Annotated in this window: 18 protein-coding genes and 1 other RNA gene; 9 read left to right on the plus strand and 10 right to left on the minus strand. The window is 66.7% G+C overall.

Annotation, left to right across the window (positions count from 1 at the left end; genetic code table 11):
* Positions 1-33: 33 nt before the first annotated feature.
* Positions 34-537: an SsrA-binding protein SmpB gene (gene smpB / locus AC06FB_RS02010; protein ID WP_019661238.1), complete on the plus strand. Its 504-nt coding sequence runs from the start codon at positions 34-36 to the stop codon at positions 535-537.
* A 51-nt stretch (positions 538-588) separates the two neighbouring features.
* On the opposite strand, the gene AC06FB_RS02015 is transcribed toward smpB, so the two are convergent.
* Positions 589-1,161 (minus strand): hypothetical protein, encoded by a 573-nt coding sequence (locus AC06FB_RS02015; RefSeq protein ID WP_053519702.1) that lies wholly within the window; start codon positions 1,159-1,161, stop codon positions 589-591.
* A gap of 229 nt (positions 1,162-1,390) precedes the next feature.
* Here AC06FB_RS02015 and ssrA point away from each other — a divergent pair.
* From ssrA to AC06FB_RS02045, 6 genes are all read left to right on the plus strand, one after another.
* Positions 1,391-1,744: a transfer-messenger RNA gene (gene ssrA / locus AC06FB_RS02020) on the plus strand.
* A 287-nt stretch (positions 1,745-2,031) separates the two neighbouring features.
* The gene (locus AC06FB_RS02025; protein ID WP_229765817.1) at positions 2,032-3,531 is read left to right on the plus strand and encodes a S8 family serine peptidase; all 1,500 of its coding nucleotides are present in this window, start codon (positions 2,032-2,034) and stop codon (positions 3,529-3,531) included.
* 285 nt (positions 3,532-3,816) lie between these two features.
* Entirely contained in the window at positions 3,817-5,826 is a 2,010-nt protein-coding gene (locus tag AC06FB_RS02030; RefSeq protein WP_053517465.1) for an esterase/lipase family protein, read from the plus strand.
* A gap of 125 nt (positions 5,827-5,951) precedes the next feature.
* Positions 5,952-6,824 (plus strand): glyoxalase III HchA, encoded by an 873-nt coding sequence (gene hchA, locus AC06FB_RS02035; protein ID WP_263177923.1) that lies wholly within the window; start codon positions 5,952-5,954, stop codon positions 6,822-6,824.
* A 5-nt stretch (positions 6,825-6,829) separates the two neighbouring features.
* Positions 6,830-7,534, plus strand: coding sequence for a PA1136 family autoinducer-binding transcriptional regulator (locus AC06FB_RS02040; protein ID WP_197600414.1), 705 nt, complete (start codon positions 6,830-6,832; stop codon positions 7,532-7,534).
* A gap of 109 nt (positions 7,535-7,643) precedes the next feature.
* Positions 7,644-8,498: an endonuclease/exonuclease/phosphatase family protein gene (locus tag AC06FB_RS02045; RefSeq protein WP_461288409.1), complete on the plus strand. Its 855-nt coding sequence runs from the start codon at positions 7,644-7,646 to the stop codon at positions 8,496-8,498.
* Between the two features lie 18 nt (positions 8,499-8,516).
* Here the strand turns inward: AC06FB_RS02045 and AC06FB_RS02050 are convergent, their stop codons facing one another.
* From AC06FB_RS02050 to AC06FB_RS02080, 7 genes are all read right to left on the minus strand, one after another.
* A complete protein-coding gene (locus AC06FB_RS02050; RefSeq protein ID WP_461288410.1) occupies positions 8,517-8,780 on the minus strand; it encodes a hypothetical protein in 264 nt (87 codons plus the stop codon).
* Positions 8,781-9,000: 220 nt separating this feature from the next.
* Positions 9,001-10,422, minus strand: a complete 1,422-nt coding sequence (locus tag AC06FB_RS02055) for an efflux transporter outer membrane subunit (RefSeq protein WP_065174973.1) — start codon at positions 10,420-10,422, stop codon at positions 9,001-9,003.
* Entirely contained in the window at positions 10,416-11,153 is a 738-nt protein-coding gene (locus tag AC06FB_RS02060; protein ID WP_053517458.1) for an SDR family oxidoreductase, read from the minus strand. Before AC06FB_RS02060 ends, AC06FB_RS02055 begins: the two co-directional genes overlap by 7 nt.
* Positions 11,154-11,217: 64 nt before the next feature.
* Positions 11,218-14,388, minus strand: a complete 3,171-nt coding sequence (locus tag AC06FB_RS02065; RefSeq protein ID WP_053517457.1) for an efflux RND transporter permease subunit — start codon at positions 14,386-14,388, stop codon at positions 11,218-11,220.
* 127 nt (positions 14,389-14,515) lie between these two features.
* Complete coding sequence (locus AC06FB_RS02070; protein ID WP_478053329.1) at positions 14,516-15,739, minus strand: efflux RND transporter periplasmic adaptor subunit; 1,224 nt, start codon at positions 15,737-15,739, stop codon at positions 14,516-14,518.
* Positions 15,740-15,828: 89 nt separating this feature from the next.
* Positions 15,829-16,599 (minus strand): SDR family NAD(P)-dependent oxidoreductase, encoded by a 771-nt coding sequence (locus AC06FB_RS02075; protein ID WP_478053330.1) that lies wholly within the window; start codon positions 16,597-16,599, stop codon positions 15,829-15,831.
* The gene (locus tag AC06FB_RS02080; protein ID WP_053517540.1) at positions 16,596-16,823 is read right to left on the minus strand and encodes a hypothetical protein; all 228 of its coding nucleotides are present in this window, start codon (positions 16,821-16,823) and stop codon (positions 16,596-16,598) included. The genes AC06FB_RS02075 and AC06FB_RS02080 overlap by 4 nt, the downstream gene beginning before the upstream one ends.
* A 147-nt stretch (positions 16,824-16,970) precedes the next feature.
* On the opposite strand from AC06FB_RS02080, the gene AC06FB_RS02085 reads away from it, so the two are divergent.
* Positions 16,971-18,002 (plus strand): LysR family transcriptional regulator, encoded by a 1,032-nt coding sequence (locus tag AC06FB_RS02085; RefSeq protein WP_065174970.1) that lies wholly within the window; start codon positions 16,971-16,973, stop codon positions 18,000-18,002.
* 18 nt (positions 18,003-18,020) lie between these two features.
* On the opposite strand, the gene AC06FB_RS02090 is transcribed toward AC06FB_RS02085, so the two are convergent.
* A complete protein-coding gene (locus AC06FB_RS02090) occupies positions 18,021-18,917 on the minus strand; it encodes a LysR family transcriptional regulator (protein WP_053517329.1) in 897 nt (298 codons plus the stop codon).
* Positions 18,918-19,039: 122 nt separating this feature from the next.
* On the opposite strand from AC06FB_RS02090, the gene AC06FB_RS02095 reads away from it, so the two are divergent.
* On the plus strand, positions 19,040-19,765 hold the full coding sequence (locus AC06FB_RS02095; protein WP_253118834.1) for an SDR family oxidoreductase: 726 nt from the start codon (positions 19,040-19,042) through the stop codon (positions 19,763-19,765).
* Positions 19,766-19,877: 112 nt separating this feature from the next.
* On the opposite strand, the gene AC06FB_RS02100 is transcribed toward AC06FB_RS02095, so the two are convergent.
* On the minus strand, positions 19,878-20,573 hold the full coding sequence (locus AC06FB_RS02100; protein ID WP_053517326.1) for a YiaD family glycine zipper/OmpA-like lipoprotein: 696 nt from the start codon (positions 20,571-20,573) through the stop codon (positions 19,878-19,880).
* Positions 20,574-20,696: the final 123 nt, after the last annotated feature.

A 20,696-nucleotide genomic window follows, 5' to 3' on the forward strand; every position in this document is an offset into this window, starting at 1 on the left:
ACCGGGCGGGCCCGAATCGGAGACAATACGGAAATGAGCAAGAACAGCGGCAAGGATAAAGCAAAGAGCGCGACGGCCAACAAAACCATCGCGCTGAACAAGCGTGCCCGCCACGAGTACCACATCGAAGAGCGCTTCGAGGCCGGGCTCGCCCTGCAGGGCTGGGAGGTCAAGTCGATCCGGGCGGGGCGCGGCAACATCATCGACGCCTACGCTTACGTGAAGCGTGGCGAGATCTACCTGATCGGCGCACAGATCACTCCGTTGATCCAGGCCTCCACCCACGTGGTGGCCGAGGATCGGCGCGAGCGCAAGCTGCTGCTGCACCGGAACGAGATCGACAAGCTGATAGGCAAGGTCGAGCGTGATGGCTATACGATCGTGCCGACCGCGATGTACTGGAGCAAGAACAAGATCAAGCTCGAGATCGCGCTGGCCAAGGGCAAGCAGAACCACGACAAGCGCGATGCGGCCAAGGATCGCGACTGGGCGATCGAGAAGCAGCGGGTGATGCGGCGCGGCAACCGCGACGCCTGAGGCAGGCCCCGCCGCCATGTGGCGCCGGGCGATGCCCGGCGGCCCGGGCCATCAACCGGCCAGCATGCCCTGCCCGCGCGCGCGCGGCGCCAGGGCCGCGTGCATCACGGCCAGGTGCATCACCACCGCCAGTTCCGGCGCGTGGCGATCATCGCCCGCCCGCCACTGCTGGGCGAGCTGGGCTGCATCGGCCGGCAGCAGGGCCAGCAGCTGCGTATCGTCGAGCGCATCGGCTGCACCCTGCAGCTGGCGCGCCAGCTGCCGCGACTGCCACACGTGAACGCCGATGCTGAGGCTGGCCAATGTCATCAAGGTCAGCGCCAGGCCGTGCTCGAACCACTGCGCCAGCACGTCCGGCCCCCACAGCAACGCCGCCAGTACCGCCAGCGCCGGCAGCCGCCAGCCCAGCCAATGGGTGCGCCCACGCTGCGGCCAATGCACCACCACTGCGCTGGCGACCAGCGCCACCGCTGCGGTGGCCGGCAGTTCGGTCAGCCAGGTCGCCGCCAGCAGTACCGCCAGCAGCGCCCAGACCCAACCGGGAGGCAACGCCCGTCGCTGATAGTCGGCCCCGACCGGGCCCACCAGCTGGCGCAGGCTGCGCTGTTGCATCGCGTCGGTCACCCACAGTCTCCCGTTTCTGTCCTGCCCTGGATGGTCACGACCAGTGTGTCGCAAATCCGTGCCGGAGACGTTAGCAATCCGCTATGACACAGGCAGTACAACGTGTTGCGGATTGACCGGCCGCGCGAGGTGACTGTTCAGCTGTTTTGCCGTAGCATGACAACCGTTGGGCAGGCCCTGCCCGTGGTGACACGGAATCGGCCCTGTACCTTGCAGCACTGTAGAAACCGGGGGTGCATTGGTTTCGACGGGGGTTGTGAAGTCGCCTGGCGCATGCCGAGGGGGTAGCTTTCCTCGTAAATCCAGCTGCAAAACTCTAGTTGCCAACGACGACAACTACGCTCTGGCCGCTTAAGGCCTAAGCCTCGAAACCGCTTGTGTCCATGCTCGCGGTGTAGAGTCACTATCATGGAATCGCGCTGGACGGCTGCCTGTCAGTCCGGCACTAGAACACAACAGGCTGGTTCCCGGATGCGCTTTGCACGCCGTGCTGTTCGGGGACGAGATTCAACGGCGAGCTAAGCATGTAGTGCTGGGGATGGAGTGCCTTCGGACGGCGGTTCAATTCCGCCCACCTCCACCAACGAGCGGTCCTTCAAGGACCGGAGAAGCCCGGACATTCCCGCCAGAAGGGGATCTCCGGGCTTTTTTATTGCTTGCGGTATACACCGCTCGCCGCGCGTGTCGATCTCGACATCGGTAAATCAGTTCAGAAATTTCCTACCCCCGCACTGGGGGAGAACGGTCTGCGAAGCCGTTCGTTCAAGGTCGCCATCAGAAAGGAGACCGCGCGGACATACCCCCTTCATCTCGAGTCGAGCCCCCAGGGCACGACCGGCTCATCGCACCTTTCACAAAGGAACTGTATTCATGCGTACGTCGCTTCGGGTTTCCCTTGCCAGTGCCATCACCCTGGTCCTGGCCAGTGCCCCTGCCTTCGCCCAATCCACCGAACGGGTGTGGACACGGGGCATGGACAACAACCAGCAGTACAGCAGTTTCATCGTCAAGTACCGCGATGGCAGCCGCAAACGCGTCTCTGCCGACACCGCCCAGGATGCGCTGAAACAGCGCTTGGGCGCGCAGCAGCGCAGCAAGCGCTCGGTGGGTGCGGCGCAGGCTGCGGCGGTGGCGCATCAGCGCCGCATGGGTGGCGGCGCCGATGTGATCAGGACAGACAAGGCACTGGATCGTCCGGAGGCCGAGATCCTGATGCAGCGCATCGCCGACGACCCGGACGTCGAATACGTGCAGCCGAACTTCATGATGAGTGCGTTCGCCACGCCCAACGATCCGCGTTACGCCGAACAGTGGCACTACAGCAATCCCGTCAGTGGCGCACGCGTGCCGGCGGCATGGGATCGCTCCACCGGCCAAGGGGTCGTGGTGGCGGTGATCGATTCGGGCTATCTCGACAACAACGACCTGCAGCCGAACCTGCTGCCGGGCTACGACATGATTTCCTCCACCCGGCCGTTCAGCAATCTGCAGTGCATCCTGGGCGGGCTGAATCCCGGTTGTGGCGGTTCCGACGATGGCGATGGCCGCGATGCGGATGCCTTCGATGCCTCGGGCATCGCGCACGGCACCCACGTTGCGGGAACCGTCGCGGCGGTAACCAACAACCAGATCGGCGTGGCAGGCGTGGCCTACAACGCGAAGGTCGTACCGGTACGCGTGCTGGGCAACCAGGGCAATGGCGGCTCGGATGACATCATCGACGGCATGCTCTGGAGCGCTGGCATCGCCGTGCCGGGTGTTCCCGCCAATGCCAACCCGGCCGAGGTCATCAATCTCAGCCTGGGCGGCCGTCGGCCCTGCTCGCCGGCCGAGCAGGATGCGATCGACGACATCACGGCCACCGGCACCCTCGTGGTGGTCGCGGCGGGCAACAGCAACCTCGATGTGTCCGAGTTCGCACCGGCGAACTGCAACGGCGTGATCGCGGTAGCCGCGAACGACCAGGGCGGGCGCCGCGCGTTCTACTCCAACTACGGTGCAGGCATCCATATCACCGCGCCCGGTGGCGAGACGTGGTCGTGCCGCGCCTCGGTGGGCGAGTTCCTGCCCCTGGCCACACCGCCGAACTCGACCAACTGCGCACCGACCCGCCAGCATCCGGCGCAGGGCGTTCTGTCCACGGTGGGCAACAATGCCTTTGACTTCATGTCCGGCACCTCGATGGCGGCACCGCACGTGGCCGGCGTCGTCGCGCTGATGCAGGCGGTGGCACCGGTGCCGAAGACCACCAGCCAGGTCAAGGACATCCTGCGCCGCACCGCCCATCCGATCGCGGCGGCCAACTGCCCGGGGGGTTGCGGTCCGGGCATCATCGACGCCGCAGAAGCTGTCAGGGAGGCCAGCAACTGAGGCCCGGGCGCAGCGGCCCGCCACAGCCGCTGCGCCATGCGTTGCCCGCCGGTCAGATCCACAGGCCACCGTCTCCCACATTCCCGGCACGAAACCCATGAACTGGTTCGACGGCATGGCCATCGGCTTCCTGCTCGGTGTCCTGGCATGTACTGCTGCGGTGGTCCTGGCAATCCGCAACAGCGATCTGGACGATTGACGACCGGCCGCTGAAGGAACCGGCGCACGCCGCTTCCGCCTTGACATGCCTCCCGCTAGAGTGGCGCGACCGCGCAGGAGGATCGTATGGCAACCACGGGAATGGGCATCGTCGGCCGCACGGCTCTCGTCTTCACCCTGCTGCTGGCGCTGAGCGGCTGCGCCACCCTGCGCCAGTTCGGGCCCTCGGTGCAGGTCGCCTCGGTTACCCCCGGCCAGTACATCGCGCTCAAGCGCGGTGACATCCTCACCACCGGCAAGCTCAGCTCGGCCACCCTGGAAACCCTGCGCGTGGCCGGGCTGGACGAGGGTGTCTGCGCCAGGCCCGGTCCGCCCTGCATCGATGCAATGGAGGCCAGCATCGTCGTGCGCGAGGAAGACAAGCGCTCGGCCCTGGCCGAACTCTGGCTGCAGTACGCATTGACCCTGCCCGCCCCCAAGCGCGAGTACTCCGCGGAAGGCCGCGCCAAGGCCGTGGTCACCGAACTGGACGCCGGGTTCCAGCCGCGTCTGGATGCGTGGATGCAGGTTGCAAGGCAGGCCTACGCCTATCTGTTCTTCACCGAGCGCACCGCCAACCAGCGGGGTTTCGAGGATCGCCAGACGCAGGTGCGGGACTACTACAACCTGGCCGTGCAGGAAGCCTCCGTGCAGCTGTTCGAGGCCTACGCTACCGGCCGGGTGCACAGCGACACCAGCCGCTTCCAGCTGGGTCGATGGACCTTTGTGCTGGCGCCATCGGACGACGGCTCGCCCTTGGACGAGCGTACGCCGAGGGAGCTGGTTCCCGCCGCAGCGCTCTCGTTCACCGGCACCCTGCGCAGCGTGCATCGCCGAGATGGCTTCGGCGCCGAGCTGGTGGCGGTGATGGATGATCCCGGCAGCGACGTGGACACGCCGGCTGCCGCGGCCAGCGCCGCTGCGCCGGTACAGCGCAGCTGGAGCGAAATGCCTTCACCCTCGATGTCGGTGCTGCTGCGGTTCTCCGGCGACAACCTGTGGGAAGTGCTGCACGACGACGAGCCGGAGGTGGAGATCCACGATCCCTACCAGGTTTCGGAAGTCACCCTGCATGGCCAGCAGGTGCCACTGGCGGCCAACTTCACGGCAGGCTACGCGCTGTGGCTCGCACGCTCCAATTTCAGCCGGCAATCGCTGCGCTCGCTATTCGGGAGCAAGGGCGGCATCGATACGCCGCATCTGTACATGATGCAGCCCTACGACCCGAAGCGCCGCGTGCTGTTGATGATCCACGGCCTGGCAAGCAGCCCGGAGGCATGGGTCAACGTCGCCAACGAGCTGATGCGCGACGATGAGATCCGCCGGGACTTCCAGGTGTGGCAGTTCTACTACCCGACCAACATGCCCATCGCGATGAGCCACGATGCGATCCGCCACATGCTGGCCGATGTGCTGCAGCACTTCGATCCCACCGGAAAGGCCGCGGCCTCGCATGACATGGTGCTGGTCGGGCACAGCATGGGCGGAGTGATCTCGCGGCTGATGGTGTCTTCGTCCGGCGACCATCTGGTCGAGACCCTGCTGGCAACCGCGCAGATGACGCCGGCACAGCGCGAGCTGCTGCGCACCCGCGGCGCGCCGGTGCTCACGTTCAAGCCGGAGCCGGAGATTTCACGGGTGGTATTCATTGCCACACCGCATCGCGGCACCGACGTCGCCGGCACCCGCCTCGGGCGCTGGATCGGCCGTCTGGTACGGCTGCCACTGACCGTGCTGGAGGACGTGGCGACGATCGCCAACGACGGCCACGTCGACCGCGACGACGGCAAGCACGGCTACCAGATGAACAGCATCCAGAATCTCGACAAGGATGACCCCTTCGTCAAGGCCGTCGCCGATCTACCGATGTCCCCGAGCGTGCGCTATCACTCCATCATCGCGCGCGCCAAAGCCGATGGACCGCTGGAGCAGACCAGCGACGGACTGGTGCCGTACTGGAGTTCGCACCTGCCGTTCGCCGAATCGGAGAAGGTGATCGTGTCCGGTCACAGCGTGCAGGAAGCCACGCCCGCCATCGTCGAGCTCAGGCGCATCCTGCATGAAGACATGCAGGCACACGACCGGCGCGATGAATAGCGCAGGCTGATCGCCGTTCCGCCACCGGCGGAGACGGCGGGTCAGCCGTTGCGGGAAATCCCTCATCGCACGTACGCACAGTGCCTCCTATGCTGGCCGCACCTCCCCGACAGCAGGCCAGCCACATGAACACCCAGGACCTCAGCCGCCAACCCCGTCCCGATCCGGCCGAGCGCGATGCCTTCTTTCCCTCGCCCTGGTCGCTCTCGCAGTTCACGTCACCCACCAGCAATCTGTCCGGCGCGGACTATGCCGACGCACGCCGGGATGGCCGCTGGAAGATACTGATGATCGGCGCCGATGAGCGCTACCTGCCGACCGCCAACGGCCACCTGTTCTCCACCGGCAATCACCCGGTCGAAACGCTGTTGCCGATGTATCACCTGGACAAGGCCGGCTTCGACTTCGATGTGGCAACCCTGTCCGGCAACGCCGTGAAGTTCGAATGGTGGGCGTTCCCCGGCGAGGACCGCGACATCGGCGGTCTGTACGAACGTTACCTGGCGCGGTTCCGCCAGCCGAAGGTGCTGGACGACATCGTGGCCTCGCTGGACGCGGCGTCGGACTATGCAGCCATCTTCATTCCGGGCGGGCATGGTGCACTGATCGGTCTGCCGGAGAGCCGCGCGGTCAGCAAGGCGCTGCACTGGGCGATGGCGCAGCAGCGCTACATCATCACGCTCTGCCACGGCCCTGCAGCGCTGTTGGCTGCCGGGATCGATGAAGCGGGCGGTGATTCGCTGTTCCGTGGCTACCGCATCTGCGCCTTCCCCGATGCGATGGACCGGCAGACGCCGGACATCGGCTACATGCCCGGGCAACTGCCGTGGTTCTTCGGTGAAAAGCTCGCGCAGCAGGGCGTGCAGATCGTCAACGAGGGTATTGACGGCAGCGTGCTGCAGGATCGCCTGCTGCTGACAGGCGATAGTCCGTTGGCCGGCAATGCACTCGGCCAGTTGGCCGCACGCACCCTGCTGGACGCGCTGGCAGGTCGCTGAACACCGTGGCCGCGCTGGTGCCCATGCTGCTGGAACTGGAGCAGGCGCGTTCGATCGCCGGGATCGGCGCGCTGCTTCGCTCGATCGCCGCGCCCCTCGGCTACGATCGCGTGCTGGTGTTTGCGGCCGGCACCGGGGTGGAACGCGGCGCACACCGCGTGTACTGGATCGAGGGCGACTGGCTGGGCGAAGGGCGTGAGACCGATCTTGCCCGCTACCTGCATGCCTGCCCGGTCAACCGCCACGTGCTCGACAGCGATGCCCCGTTCTTCTGGAGCAAGCGCGACGGCGTAAGGGGGGCCCGCTACCAGGTGGTCAGGCACCCCCGCGGCGACGGCCTGCATGGCCTGCAGGTACCCGTGTTCGGAACCACGGGGCTGGAAGGGGCGATCAGTTTCGCCGGAACGATCATCGACGCTTCCGCGCCTGCCCGGCTGCTGCTGGAGTCTGCCGGCACAGCAGCATTCCGCGCCGCCCGCCGGCTGGCCGAAGCACCGGCTGAACGCCCCCTGGGCGAACTGAGCACGCGGGAACGCGAGGTTCTGCGTTGGGTCGCAGCCGGCCGGCGCCAGGCGGAGATCGCCGCCACGCTGGGGTTGTCCGCGCGCACCGTGGAGAACCACCTGCGCCGCGCGCGCCAGCGCCTGGGCGTTGCGACGACGGCGCAGGCCGTGCGCGCGGCCGCGCGACGCGGCGAGATCGAAGACTGAGCGGGCCCCCGTGCAGCCGCCACGCCAATGACCCATCCCGGCATACCCTCCCCTGCCAATCCGTGCCATCCTTCATGGAATCGTTTACATGGAATGGAGGGATTCCACGATGCTGTCGCGTTTCCGTCGCCCTGCGCTGTGTGCGCTGCTGGCCTTCGCTCTTCCCGCCATCGCCTGGGCGGCGGCCCCTGCGCCGCTGAAGGTGATGTCCTTCAATGTCCGCACCCCGGCCGACACCGCGCCAGGCAAGCGCTGGCCGGATCGCCGCGATGCGATGGTCAAGGTCATCCTGGATGCCCGCCCGGCCGTGATCGGCACCCAGGAGCTGGTACAGGAACAGGCCGACTATCTCGCCGGCCACCTGCCCGGCTACGCGTGGTTCGGTGAAGGACGGCGCGGTGGCAGCGGCGATGAGCACACGGGCGTGTTCTACGACACGCGGGTGCTGGCCGTGGAGGAATCAGGCAACTTCTGGCTGTCCGATACACCGGAGGTCGCCGGCAGCATCACCTGGGGCAACCTGTACCCGCGCATGGTGACCTGGGCCCTGTTCCGTCGCCTTGACGATGGCCGCCGCTTCTACTTCATGGACACCCACCTGCCCTATCGCGACGAAGACGAACCGCGCCGGGTCAAGGGAGCCGAGCTGATCGGCAGGCGGGTGGCGACGCTGCCGCCGGATCTGCCGGTGGTGCTGACGGGCGACTTCAACAGTGAACCCGGGGGCGGAACCTACGCGACGCTCACCCGCGTTCTGCAGGACGCACGCACCCAGGTGGCGTCTCCCCAGGGGCCGCGCCTGACCTTCCATGATTTCACCGGCAAGGCCACCACGCAGCTGGACTGGGTACTGGTGAGAGGCTTCCGTGCGCGCAGCTTCCTGACCGATGACCGTCGCATCGACGGCGTGCTGCCCTCGGATCACTTCCCGCTGGTGGTCGAGCTGGACTGGCCCCGGCCCTGAGTCGGGTTGCCGCCGCGTTCACCGCGGCGGCTGCCGCGCCAACAGGCGATACAGCGCCTGGTGCTGATCGCGCGCCTGGCAGATGCGAGCGCCGATGGCCAGCAGCACGGCCACGCCGATCAGGCCCAGGCCCAGCATGGAGTCCGGCAGCCGCGCGAAGCCGATGGCCGCGGCCAGCATCGCCAGCACCAGCAGAACGACCACCGCGACGGACAGTCCTGCACCGGGTGGTCCCGGATCGCCGAACAACATTCGTTGGGTATCCCGCTTGCCGTCCGTCATCGCCTGTCCTCTGATGGCCCGCCCCACTTGTTACACGGCAGAAGGCGCTTCCGGGAGAGTCAGAAGCGTCACGAATGTGACGGTGTCCACGGCTCACGCCGCGCTGCCCTGCCTGAGTTCGCAAAGTGTGGAGGACGGCATGGCAGGGCGGCAGGCGCCCGCCCATCGGTGGCCCTGACCGGAAACGAGGACGGAGGCCACTGCCGCCGTCCCCGTCCGGTCAATTCACCTGTGCCACGCTCGGCGCCTGCGGGGACTGGCCCCAACCACCCAGCGCCTTGTATACGCCGACTACGCTGACGTTGACCTCCGCCTCGGCGGCCGCCAGTGCATCATCGGCGGCCAGCTGGGTGCGCTGCGCGTCGAGCAGGGTCAGGAAGTCTTCCGAGCCCTCGCGATAGCGGATCTGCGCCAGCGACTCGGCTCGTCGTGCGGCCTGCGCCTGCTCCACCACGATCGCCAGCCGTGCCTGCTGCTTGGAGTAGCGTGTCAGCGCGTTCTCGGTGTCTTCCAGTGCCAGCAGCACCGTCTGCTCGTACTGCGCGGCAACGCCCTCGGCCTCGGCCTTGCTGGCACGCAGACGTGCGCGCACGGTTCCGAAATCGAAGGCCGCCCAGCTCAACGACGGCGTCAGCGACCAGGCCTTGTTGCTGCCGTTGACCAGGCCATTGGCGTCGCCGCCGAGGAAGCCGACGAAACCGGAAAGCGACAACCGCGGGAACAGATCGGCCGTTGCCACCCCCACCCGTGCCGTGGCGGCTGCCAGCCGCCGCTCGGCCGCACGCACGTCGGCACGCTGGCGCAGCAGTTCGCGGGTATCGCCCAGCGGCAACGGCTTGGCGAACGCCGGCACCTCATGCGGCGCGAGCATGTCGGCCAGTACTTCCGGGCGCTGGCCCAGCAGCACCGCCAGGCGATTGCGGGACTGCGTCTCGGCCACTTCCAGCAGGGGAATATCGGCCTCGATCGCCTTCAGCCGGGCACGGCTGCTCTGCACATCCAGCTCGCTGCCGGCACCCAGTTCCCAGCGCGCCTCGGTCAGCTTCTGCGTATCACGCAGATTGACCAGTGTGTGCTGGGCCACGGCGATGCGCTTCTGCGTGCCGCGCAGCTCGAAGTAGTTGCGTGCCACTTCGGCGGCAACCAGTACCTGCGCATCGGCCAGGTTGGCCTGCTCGGCCCCCAGATCAGCGCGTGCCGCTTCGGCAGCACGGCGCTTGCGGCCGAACAGATCCAGCTCCCAGCCCGCATCGAAGCCGAGCTGGTAGCTTTCACTGAACACCCGCTGCCCACCCAGCTGCGGATCGGGTTGCTTGCGGCGATCGTAACTGCCGCCTGCGGTCACGTGCGGTGCCTGGTCGAAGCGGCTTTCGACGAACACCGCCCGCGCCTGGCTGACACGCGCCACGGCCACGCGCAGGTCGAGATTGCTCGACAGTGCGCCGTGCACCAGCTCTTCCAGCACCGGGTCATCGAACTGCGCCCACCAGCTGGCAACCGGCGACGTGGTGCTGAACACCGGCTGCTCCGCGCCCTGCAGGACGACAGGCTCCTGCTGGGGTGCCTTGTAATTGGGACCGACGGTGACACAGCCGGCCAGCACGAGGCTGGAAACGGCCACCGCCAGGGTGCGGATCACCATGGCAGCACCTCGCCCAGATAGGTGAAGCTGCCACTCGGGCCTTCAGGGCCGATCAGCGCCATCTGCACGCTGGAACGCGCACCTTCGGCGATCTCGATCTCGCCGTGGCCACCATTCATGTCGGTCTTGACGTAGCCCGGGTGCACGGTGTTCACCTTGATCGGCGAGCTGCGGAGCTCGTATGCCAGGGCCAGCGTCCAGCTGTTCACCGCCGCCTTGGAGGCGTTGTAGGCCGGAATCTTGAAGTCATAGATGCCCGAACCCGGGTCGGCGTGCAGGGTCTGCGAGCCGAGGATGCTGGACACGTTGACGATGCGCCCGGCCTTGGCCTGCTTCAGCAGCGGCAGGAACGCCTGGGTCACCGCCACCAGTGCATATACATTGGTGTCGAAGGTGCGACGCCACGTATCCAGCGACTGCTCCGACGGTGCCTGTGCCGGGTTCTCGATCATGATGCCGGCGTTGTTGACCAGGATGTCCAGCCGGCCGTGACGCTGGCGCACCTGCTCGACCGCGTCGGCGATGCTCGCAGCGTCGGTAACGTCCAGCTGCAGCGCTTCCACCGGCAGGCCTTCCGCCTGCAGCTTCAGTGCCTGCTCCACCGCCGTCTCACGCTTGCGGCCGGCCAGCAACGTGTGCACGCCTTCCTTCGCCAGCTGACGCACGGTCTCGGCACCGATGCCACGGGTAGCGCCGGTAACCAGCGCGATCTTGTTCTGATGGGTGTTCATGGATTCATGCCTTTGGAGGGAGAAGCCGCCGCCGATCATCGACCGGCGGCGACGGGGTTCCGTATCAGTGATGAATGGTGGGCTCGCCGTGCTGCACCAGCTGGCCACCGCCGTTGCGGGTGACGAACTTGCGCAGGGCAACGTAGAACACCGGGGTCAGGAACAGGCCGAACAGGGTGACGCCCAGCATGCCAGCGAACACCGTGATACCGGTCACCGAGCGCACCTCGGCACCCGCACCATGCGAAAGCACCAGCGGCACGGTGCCGGCGATGAACGCGATGGAGGTCATCACGATCGGGCGCAGGCGCAGGCGGCAGGCTTCCAGCGCGGCCTCGACGATGCCCTTGCCGCCCATCTCCAGCTCACGGGCGAACTCGACGATCAGGATCGCGTTCTTGCATGCCAGGCCCATCAGCACCACCAGGCCCACCTGCACGAACACGTTGTTGTCGCCGCCGGTCAGCCATACGCCGAACAGAGCCGACAGCAGGGTCATCGGCACGATCAGGATCACCGCCAGCGGCAGCGACCAGCTCTCGTACAGCGCGGCCAGCACGAGGAAGGCCAGCATGATCGCCACCGGGAACACGATGAACGCGGCCTTGCCTTGGGTGGCCTGCTGGTAGCTCAGGTCGGTCCATTCGGTGGCCATGCCGACCGGCAGCACCTGCCCGGCAATCTCGGTCAGCTTGTTCATCGCTTCCGCCGAGGACAGCAGGCGCGGGTCGGCTTCGCCGGCCAGGTCCGCTGCCGGGTAGCCGTTGAAACGCAGCACCGGGTCCGGGCCGAACGTCTGCTTGATGGTCACCATCGAACCGATCGGCACCATCTCGCCGCGGTCGTTGCGGGTGCGCAGCTTGGCGATGTCCTCGACGCTCTCACGGAACGGGCCGTCCGCCTGGGCGATCACCTGCCACGTGCGGCCGAACTGGTTGAAGTCGTTGACGTACGCCGAACCCAGGTAGGTCTGCAGCGTGTCGAACAGCTCGGTCAGCTGCACGCCCTGCGCCTTCGCTTTCACACGGTCCACTTCCGCATCCAGCTGCGGCACGTTGGCCTGGTAGCTGCTGATCGGGAAGGCCATGCCCGGGGTCTGTGCAACGGTCCCCTGCATCGCCTGCACGGCATTCTGCAGCGCGCCGTAACCCAGGTTGCCGCGGTCCTCGATGAACATCTGGTAGCCATTGCCGTTGCCCAGGCCCAGGATCGGCGGCGGCATCATCGCGAACGCGAAGCCCTCCTGCAGGCCTGCGATCTTCTGGTTGATCTCGGCGTTGATCTCCGCCGCGGTCCGGCCATGACGCTCGTTGAACGGCTTGAGCGGAATGAACGCCACACCGGTGTTCGGGGTGTTGGTGAACTGCAGCGCGTTCAGGCCCGGGAACGAAATGGTATGCGCCACGCCGTCGGTTTCCTGGGCGATCTTGGCGACCTTGCGCAGCATTTCATCGGTACGTGCGATCGACGAACCTTCCGGCAGCTTCACGCCCGCGATCAGGTACAGCTTGTCCTGGGTCGGGATGAAGCCCGGCGGCACCAGCTTGAAGATCACACCGGTACCGACCAGCAGGATCGCGTAGACCACGAACACAGCGCCGCGGCGGCCAAGGATGCGCGCCACGCCGCGCTCGTACTTCTCCGAGCTGGACTTGAAGAAGCGGTTGAACGGGCGGAACACCCAGCCGAACAGGCGATCGATCAGACGGCTCGGGCCATCCTTCGGAGCGCCATGGGCCTTCAGCAGGCGGGCGGCCAGGGCCGGCGACAGGGTCAGCGAGTTGATCGCCGAGATCACCGTGGAAATGGCGATGGTGACAGCGAACTGCTTGTAGAACTGACCGGTGACGCCCGACAGGAACGCCATCGGCACGAACACCGCGCACAGCACCAGTGCGATCGCAACGATCGGGCCGGACACCTCACGCATGGCCTGGTGGGCGGCTGCGGTCGGCGACAGACCTTCTTCGATGTTGCGTTCAACGTTCTCCACCACCACGATCGCGTCGTCGACCACGATGCCGATCGCCAGCACCAGGCCGAACAGGCTCAGCGTGTTGATCGAGAAGCCCAGTACGTACAGCGCTGCGAAGGTACCGACCACCGACACCGGAACCGCGATCAGCGGAATGATCGACGCGCGCCAGGTCTGCAGGAACAGGATCACCACCAGCACCACCAGGGCGATCGCTTCAAGCAGGGTCGAGACCACCGCCTTGATCGAATCACGCACGAAGATGGTGGTGTCGTACACCGCTTCGTACTTCACGTCGGCGGGCATGGTCTTCTGCATCTCGTCCATCGTGGCGATGACCTTGTCGCGAATCTCCAGTGCATTCGCACCGGGCGACTGGAAGATGCCGATACCCACCGCATTCTTGCCGTCGAGCTGCGAGCGCAGGGTGTAGTCGCCAGCACCCAGTTCCAGGCGGGCAACGTCGGACAGGCGCACGATCTCGCCGTCGACACCGCTCTTGAGCACGATGTCGCCGAACTCCTGCTCGCTGCGCAGGCGGCCCTGGGCATTGATCAGGGTCAGGAACTGGCTGTTCGGCAGCGGCTCGGCGCCGAGCTGACCCGCAGAGACCTGCACGTTCTGCTCACGCATGGCACGCACCACGTCGCTGGCCGTCAGGCCGCGCGAAGCAACCTTGTCCGGGTCCAGCCATGCGCGCATGGCGTAGTCACCACCACCGAAGATCTGCGCGTCGCCCACGCCGGGAATGCGTGCCAGCGCGTCCTTGACGTGCAGGCGGGCGTAGTTGCGCAGGTACAGGGTGTCGTACTTGCCATTGGGCGACGTCAGATGCACGACCATCAGGAAGGTGGGCGACTGCTTCTGCGTGGTCACGCCCTGCCGGCGTACGTCCTCGGGCAGGCGTGCCTGCGCCTGCGCCACACGGTTCTGCACCTTCACCGCCGCCGCGTCCGGATCAGTGCCCGGGCGGAAGGTGACGGTCATCTGCAGCACGCCGTCGGAACCGGCGACCGACTTGAGGTACATCATGCCCTCGACGCCGTTGATCGCCTCTTCAAGCGGCGTGGCGACGGTTTCGGCGATGACCTTGGGATTGGCGCCCGGATAGACCGTGCGCACGACCACCGACGGCGGCACCACTTCCGGGTACTCGCTGATCGGCAGGATCGGAATCGTGATCAGGCCTGCGGCGAAGATCACGATCGACAGTACCGCCGCGAAGATCGGCCTGTCGATGAAGAAACGGGAAAAGTCCATGGAGGAATTCCTGGGAAATGCCGCCGGCGGGCAACAGCCACCCTGCCCCTCGCCGATATGACGAAGGCAGGGAAGGCCGCCGCTGGCGCCGGCAGCTAAGCGGAAACTCGGATCAGGAGACGGCGGATCAGCGGTTCAGCGCAGCAGTGGCATCACGACCTGGTGCGGCGGCCGCAGCCGGCTGCATCGTCACCGCCTTGGCCTGCACCGGCATGCCCGGCATGAAGACCTTCTGCACGCCATCGATGATGACCTTGTCGCCTGCGGACAGGCCCTGCTCGACGATGCGCAGGCCTTCCGCCGTGCGGCCAAGGCGGATGTCGCGGCGCTGGGCCTTGCCATCCTTGTCGACCACGTACACGTACTTGCGGTCCTGGTCGGTCAGCACAGCCTTGTCGTCGATCAGCATCGCCTGGAACTGGCCACTGCCCAGCAGCTGCACACGGGCGAACAGCCCCGGGGTGAACTGCCGGTCGGCATTGTCCAGCAGCGCACGCACGCGGATGGTGCCGGTGCTGCGTGCAACCTGGTTGTCGAGGAAGTCGACCTTGCCCGCGTGCGGGTAGCCTTCTTCACCCGACAGGCCAACCTTCACTGGCAGGTCGCTGTCGCGCTCGCTCGGGCGCTCGCCCTTGCGTGCCATCTGCGCGTAACGCAGGAAAGTGCTTTCGTCGGCATCGAAGTAGACGAACACGGTGTCCAGCGAGACCAGCGTGGTCAGCACGCTGGCGCTGTCGCCGGCGGTGACCAGGTTGCCCGCGGTGACCATCGCGCGGCCGGCACGGCCGTCGATCGGCGCACGCACCTTGGTGAACTCCAGGTTGAGCCGGGCAGCATCCAGTGCCGCCTGCGCGGCCTGCACGGCTGCGCCGGACTGGTCTGCCGCAGCGCGACGCTGCTCGGCGGTCTCGGTGGAGATCGCCTGCTGCTCGGCCAGGCGCTTGGCCCGCTCCGATTCACTGCGGGCCAGGGTTGCCTGGGTGCGGGCGCGGGCCAGTTCAGCGGCGGCGCGATCGTACTCGGCCTGGTAGCTGCGCGCGTCGATGGTGAAGAGCACATCGCCCTTCTTCACTTCCTGGCCTTCGACGTAGTTGACCTTGTCGATGTAGCCGGACACGCGCGGACGCAGTTCAACGCTCTGCACCGCCTCGATGCGGCCGCTGAACTCGTCCCATTGGCTGATCTGCTTGACCAGCACCGGCGCTGCGCTGACCTGCGGCGGGGGCGGTGCACCGGCTTCTTCGGCATGGCCGCCACTGCAGGCAGCGAGCACCGCCGCGGCGAGGATCGACACGCCGACCATCGCAATGCGATGGCCGAAACGATGTGGGGTGGTTTTGGGGGAAGTCATGGCATGCATCCGTACGGAGGGGTGGTACAGCTAATGAGAATGGCTATCAGAAAGTGCGGCGTATGCTGCAACCTCAACCAAGGTCAAGGTCAAGCGACACCGACGGCGTCGCGCCACGGTGGTGGAACTTCCAGTCGCAGCATGCCCCGCGGCAGTTCCGCATCGCTGCTGTCGCAGCGAACGATGGCGCGGTTGTCGCGGCAGCCATCAAGCAGCGACACCACGCGCCGGCCGACCAGCAGCGAGCTCGGCCACTCGATGCAGGCGTTGGCGGCGTTGGCCGGTGTACACACCGGGCTGCACACCTCCAGCATCTGCGCGCGGACACCGACCGCCTGTGCTTCCTGGTGCACCACCTGTGCGTACATGCGCAGGGCGGCGGTGGTGATCGAGGTCTCGCCGTAGCCGGCCCAGGGCTTGAGACCGGCAGGGCTGCCGATCATCACGTAGCGCCGCGCATGCACGTTGTCACGCAGCAGCGGCAGCAGGTGGCGTACCGCATGCACATGGGGCATCAGGTCGGCCTGCAGTGCGCCGAGCAGTTCGTCGCCCTTGCGGTCCATCACCCGGCCACGGTTGTAAGGACCGCCCATGGCCGCGATCACCGCCGCCAACGGCCGCGGGCGCTGCGCGACGCGCTCGGCCAGGACCTGCGCCGAACCGTCGTCTGCCAGTGAACCCAGCATGGTCTGCAGGCCGGGCTCATCGGCGAACTGCGCTTCCAGCGACGCCAGCCGTCCTGGATCGCGGCCGACCACCAGCACCGGGCTGCCGGCTTCCAGCAGCGCACCGACCACGCCCTGGCCGACCGCACCGGTTCCGCCGAGGACCAGGACTTCGGGCATCAGAATCCCATTCACGGGACATTTCCTCCCAAATCCGGGATAGTCCCGATTCGGCGCAGTCGATCGCTCTTCTGCGGCGCCAAGCGGATGGCACCGCCACGCTGCTGCCGCATGGGCGCGGTAAACTCACGGAAATCCTTGTGCACCAAGGAACTCGGGCGGATCTCAACGGTCATCGCCAGATCCAGGGCGTTCTGGCCGGCATGCCGGAAACGGGCAAGAATGTTGCGCAGGCTCATGGCGGGGGGACTCCATTTCACGAATGGCGCCACGATAGACCTCAAACCTTTACTTGATTAGTCCTGATTAAGGGGAATAATCATCCCGTTCCCGGTCCAATCGATCTGTCACGATTGTCCCACCCCCGACGTCCAGGACTCCCGACCATGTCCCACGATCTCAATGAAACGCTGATCTTCGTCAAAGTGGTCGAGCAGGGCAGCTTCATCGCAGCTGCCAAAGCGCTCGGCCTGCCCAAGACCACTGTCAGCCGCAAGGTGCAGGAGCTGGAGACGCGGCTGGGCGCGCGCCTGCTGCACCGGACCACGCGCCGTCTTGGCCTGACCGAGGCGGGCTCGATCTACCACGAGCACTGCCAGCGCATCGCGCGCGAGCTGGAAGAAGCCGAGAGCGCGGTCAGCCAGTTGCAGTCCGGCCCACGCGGCTGGCTGCGTTTCACTGTGCCCTACTCCATCGGCATCACCTGGATCGCGCCGTTGCTGGGCCAGTTCCATGCGCAGTACCCGGAAATCCGCCTGGACATGCACATGGGCAACGAGAAGCTCGACCTGATCGCCGGTGAAGCCGATCTGGCCCTGCGCGTCGGCGCCCTGCCCGATTCCAACCTGGTCGCACGCAAGCTCGGCAGCCTGCGCACGCAGGTGTTCGCCAGCCCAGCCTACATCGAGCGCTACGGCGAACCACTGCACCCGGAAGAGCTTCAGTTCCATCGCATCCTGGCCATGCGCAAGCCCTACCACACTGGCAATTCACCGCGCTTTACCTGGCAGCTGGGCGAGAACGGAGGGGAACTGCGTGACTTCCCGGTGACGCCGCTGATGACGGCCAACGACATGTCCGCGCTCAACGGCGCGCTGGTGTGCGGTGAAGGCCTGCTGCTGACCGGCGATGTGATGGCCAAGCCGTTCGTCGAGTCAGGCATGGTCCGTCGCGTGCTTGCCGGGTGGACAGGTCCGGAGGTGGATTTCAACGCGGTCTTTGCCGGCGGCCGCCTGGTCTCGCCGAAGGTGCGCGCATTCGTCGACTTCCTGGTGGAGAAGCTCAACTTCGACGCCAATTACATGCTGGCGCAGTGCCCTGGCGCGAAGCTGGCGCGGCAGCAGCAGGAGCAGGAAGATGCCGCGCTTGAGATCAGCGGCAAGCGGATCCTGGAGAAGGTGGCCGCGCCGGCGGCGTGAAGCGGGGCCTGCCCGGCGTCATGCGGCGCGCTGTTCCAGCAGATGCTCGATCAGTGCCCGCAGCTTCGGCTCGGCCTGGCGCCGGCTGGGGTAATACAGGAAGAACCCTGCGAACCACGGACAGTACGGCTCCAGCACGCTGACCAGTTCCCCACGCTGCAGCCACGGGCGCCATGTGTCCTCCATGCCGAAGGCCAGCCCGGCGCCCGCCAATGCCAGGCGGGTCATCGTGGCCATGTCATTGCTGGTGATCTCCGGCTGCACATCGACGCTGAACTCGCGTCCGCGCTCTTCGAATTCCCAGCGATAGGGCGCCTTGCGTGGTGCGGCGCGCCAGCCGATGCAACGGTGCCCGGGCAGCTCGCGCGGGTGTCTGGGCATGCCGTGCTGCTGCCCATACCGCGGAGTGCACACCACCACCTGCCGCTGCCGGCCGGACACCGGAATCGCCACCATGTCCTGGGCGATCACCTCGCCCAGACGCACGCCCGCGTCGAAACCCGCCTCGACGATGTCGAACTCCTCATCGGTCACCGTGATGTCCAGCTGCAGCTCCGGGTGCCGGGCGGCGAAGCTGGCCAGCAGGGGACCGGCCAGGAAATGCTCGGCAATGGAGGACACGGCCAGGCGCAGCTGGCCCTTGAGGGTGCTGCCGCGACGTAGCGTGGACTCCACGGCGCTGCCCAGCTCAGCCAGGGCGGGTCTGACCGCCGCAAGCAGCGCCTGGCCGGCATCGGTGAGGTTGACGCTGCGGGTGGTGCGCAGCACCAGAGCGACACCGAGCGACTGTTCCAACCGGGCGATGGTCTGGCTGACGGCCGACCGGGTCACGCCCAGTTGCTGGGCCGCCGCGGTGAAGCTGCTGCAGTCGGCTACCCGCTGGAACACCGCGAGGGCATTGAGATCGACGGACATTGGTTAGCGGATCTATACAAGGTAGTCAGCAGCCGCCATCTTATCGCGACGAAGCAGGCCGTCTACCGTGACTGCACCGGGCACGACCCGGCATTTCCCCCTAGCCCTTCTGGAGACCTGCCATGAGCCATTCCCGAACCATCCTGATCACCGGTGCCTCCAGCGGCATCGGCGCCGGCATCGCCCGCTCGCTGGCGCAGCCCGGCGCGCGCCTGGTGCTCGGCGCGCGCCGCCTCGAACGGTTGCAGGCACTGGCGGATGAACTGCGCCAGCACGGCGCCGACGTACGCGTGCATGCGCTGGACGTGACACAGCGCGCGCAGGTCGAAGCGTTCGCCGCTTCGGCCCTGGAGCAGTTCGGCGCCCTCGATGTGATCGTCAACAATGCCGGTGTGATGCCCCTGTCGCCGATGGCATCGCTGAAGGTGGACGAATGGGACCGGATGATCGACGTCAACATCCGCGGTGTACTGCACGGGATCGCGGCCGTGTTGCCGCATATGTGCGCACGCGGCCGCGGACAGATCATCAACATCGCGTCCATCGGCGCGCTGTCGGTCGTACCGACCGCTGCGGTCTACTGCGCCACCAAGCACGCGGTACGCGCCATCTCGGAGGGCCTGCGCCAGGAGCACCGCGAGCTGCGGGTCACCTGCATCCACCCCGGCGTGGTGGAAAGCGAGCTTGCGGACAGCATCACCGACCCGGTCGCCGCCGAAATGATGGTCGGCTATCGCGCCATCGCCCTGCAGCCGGATGCGATCGGGCGCGCGGTGCGGTTCGCCATCGAGCAGCCCGACGACGTGGACGTGAACGAGATCGTGGTGCGGCCGACGGCCGCAGCATGACCCGGCCGCCGTTCCTGCGCTAGGCGCCGCGCATCGCCGCCAACGAAAATGCCGCCTGCAAGGGCGGCATTCCCGTTCCGGCTGCGCCGGACCTGCACGCACGCGCCGCGCGTTACTGCTGCAGCGGAATCACGCGGATTTCAACACGGCGGTTCTTGGCACGGCCGGCATCGGTGCTGTTGTCGGCAATCGGGTACGCCTTGCCGGCGCCCAGCGTTTCGATACGCACGCTCTGCACGCCCTGCCCGATCAGGTACTGGGCGACCGAATCGGCGCGCTCCTTGGACAGGCGGTTGTTGACCGCATCGCTGCCGATGCTGTCGGTATGGCCGACCACTTCGATCATGGTCTGGTTGTAATCACGCAGGGTGCCGGCCACGCCGTTGAGCGCGCCGTAGAACTGCGGCTTCAGTGCCGACTTGCCGAAATCGAAGGTGATGCCGTCGGGCAGGTTCAGCATGATGTTGTCGCCCTGGCGCTGCACATCGATGCCGGTGTTGGCAGTGCGCTCGCGCAGCGCGCGTTCCTGGCGATCCTGGTACTGGCCCACGGCCGCGCCACTGAGCGCGCCGATGCCTGCACCGATCAGCGCGTGCTGGCGGCGCTCGGTCGCACTGTCGCCGCTGAGCAGGCCGGCGGCCACGCCAATGGCGGTACCGATCAGCGCGTTGCGACCGGTCCGGTTCTGCTGCTCGGTCGGGTTGCCGTACTGATCGCTCTGCACGTAGGAACCGCCGGTGGCGCAGGCCGACAGGACGGCCGCGCTCATCAGGGCCAGTGCGACATTGCGGGTGGTGTTGCGGATCATGATGGTCTCCTTGGTTTCCGGTCGGGCCGGCGGCTTGCGGGCCGCCCAGAGGATAAACAGCAGGACGCGATGCCGGGATGATGAACACGCCGCTCGACAGGCCCTTGTTCAGCTAGCTGTCTG

The sequence above is a fragment of the Stenotrophomonas sp. Steno-C15 genome, assembly GCF_056393265.1.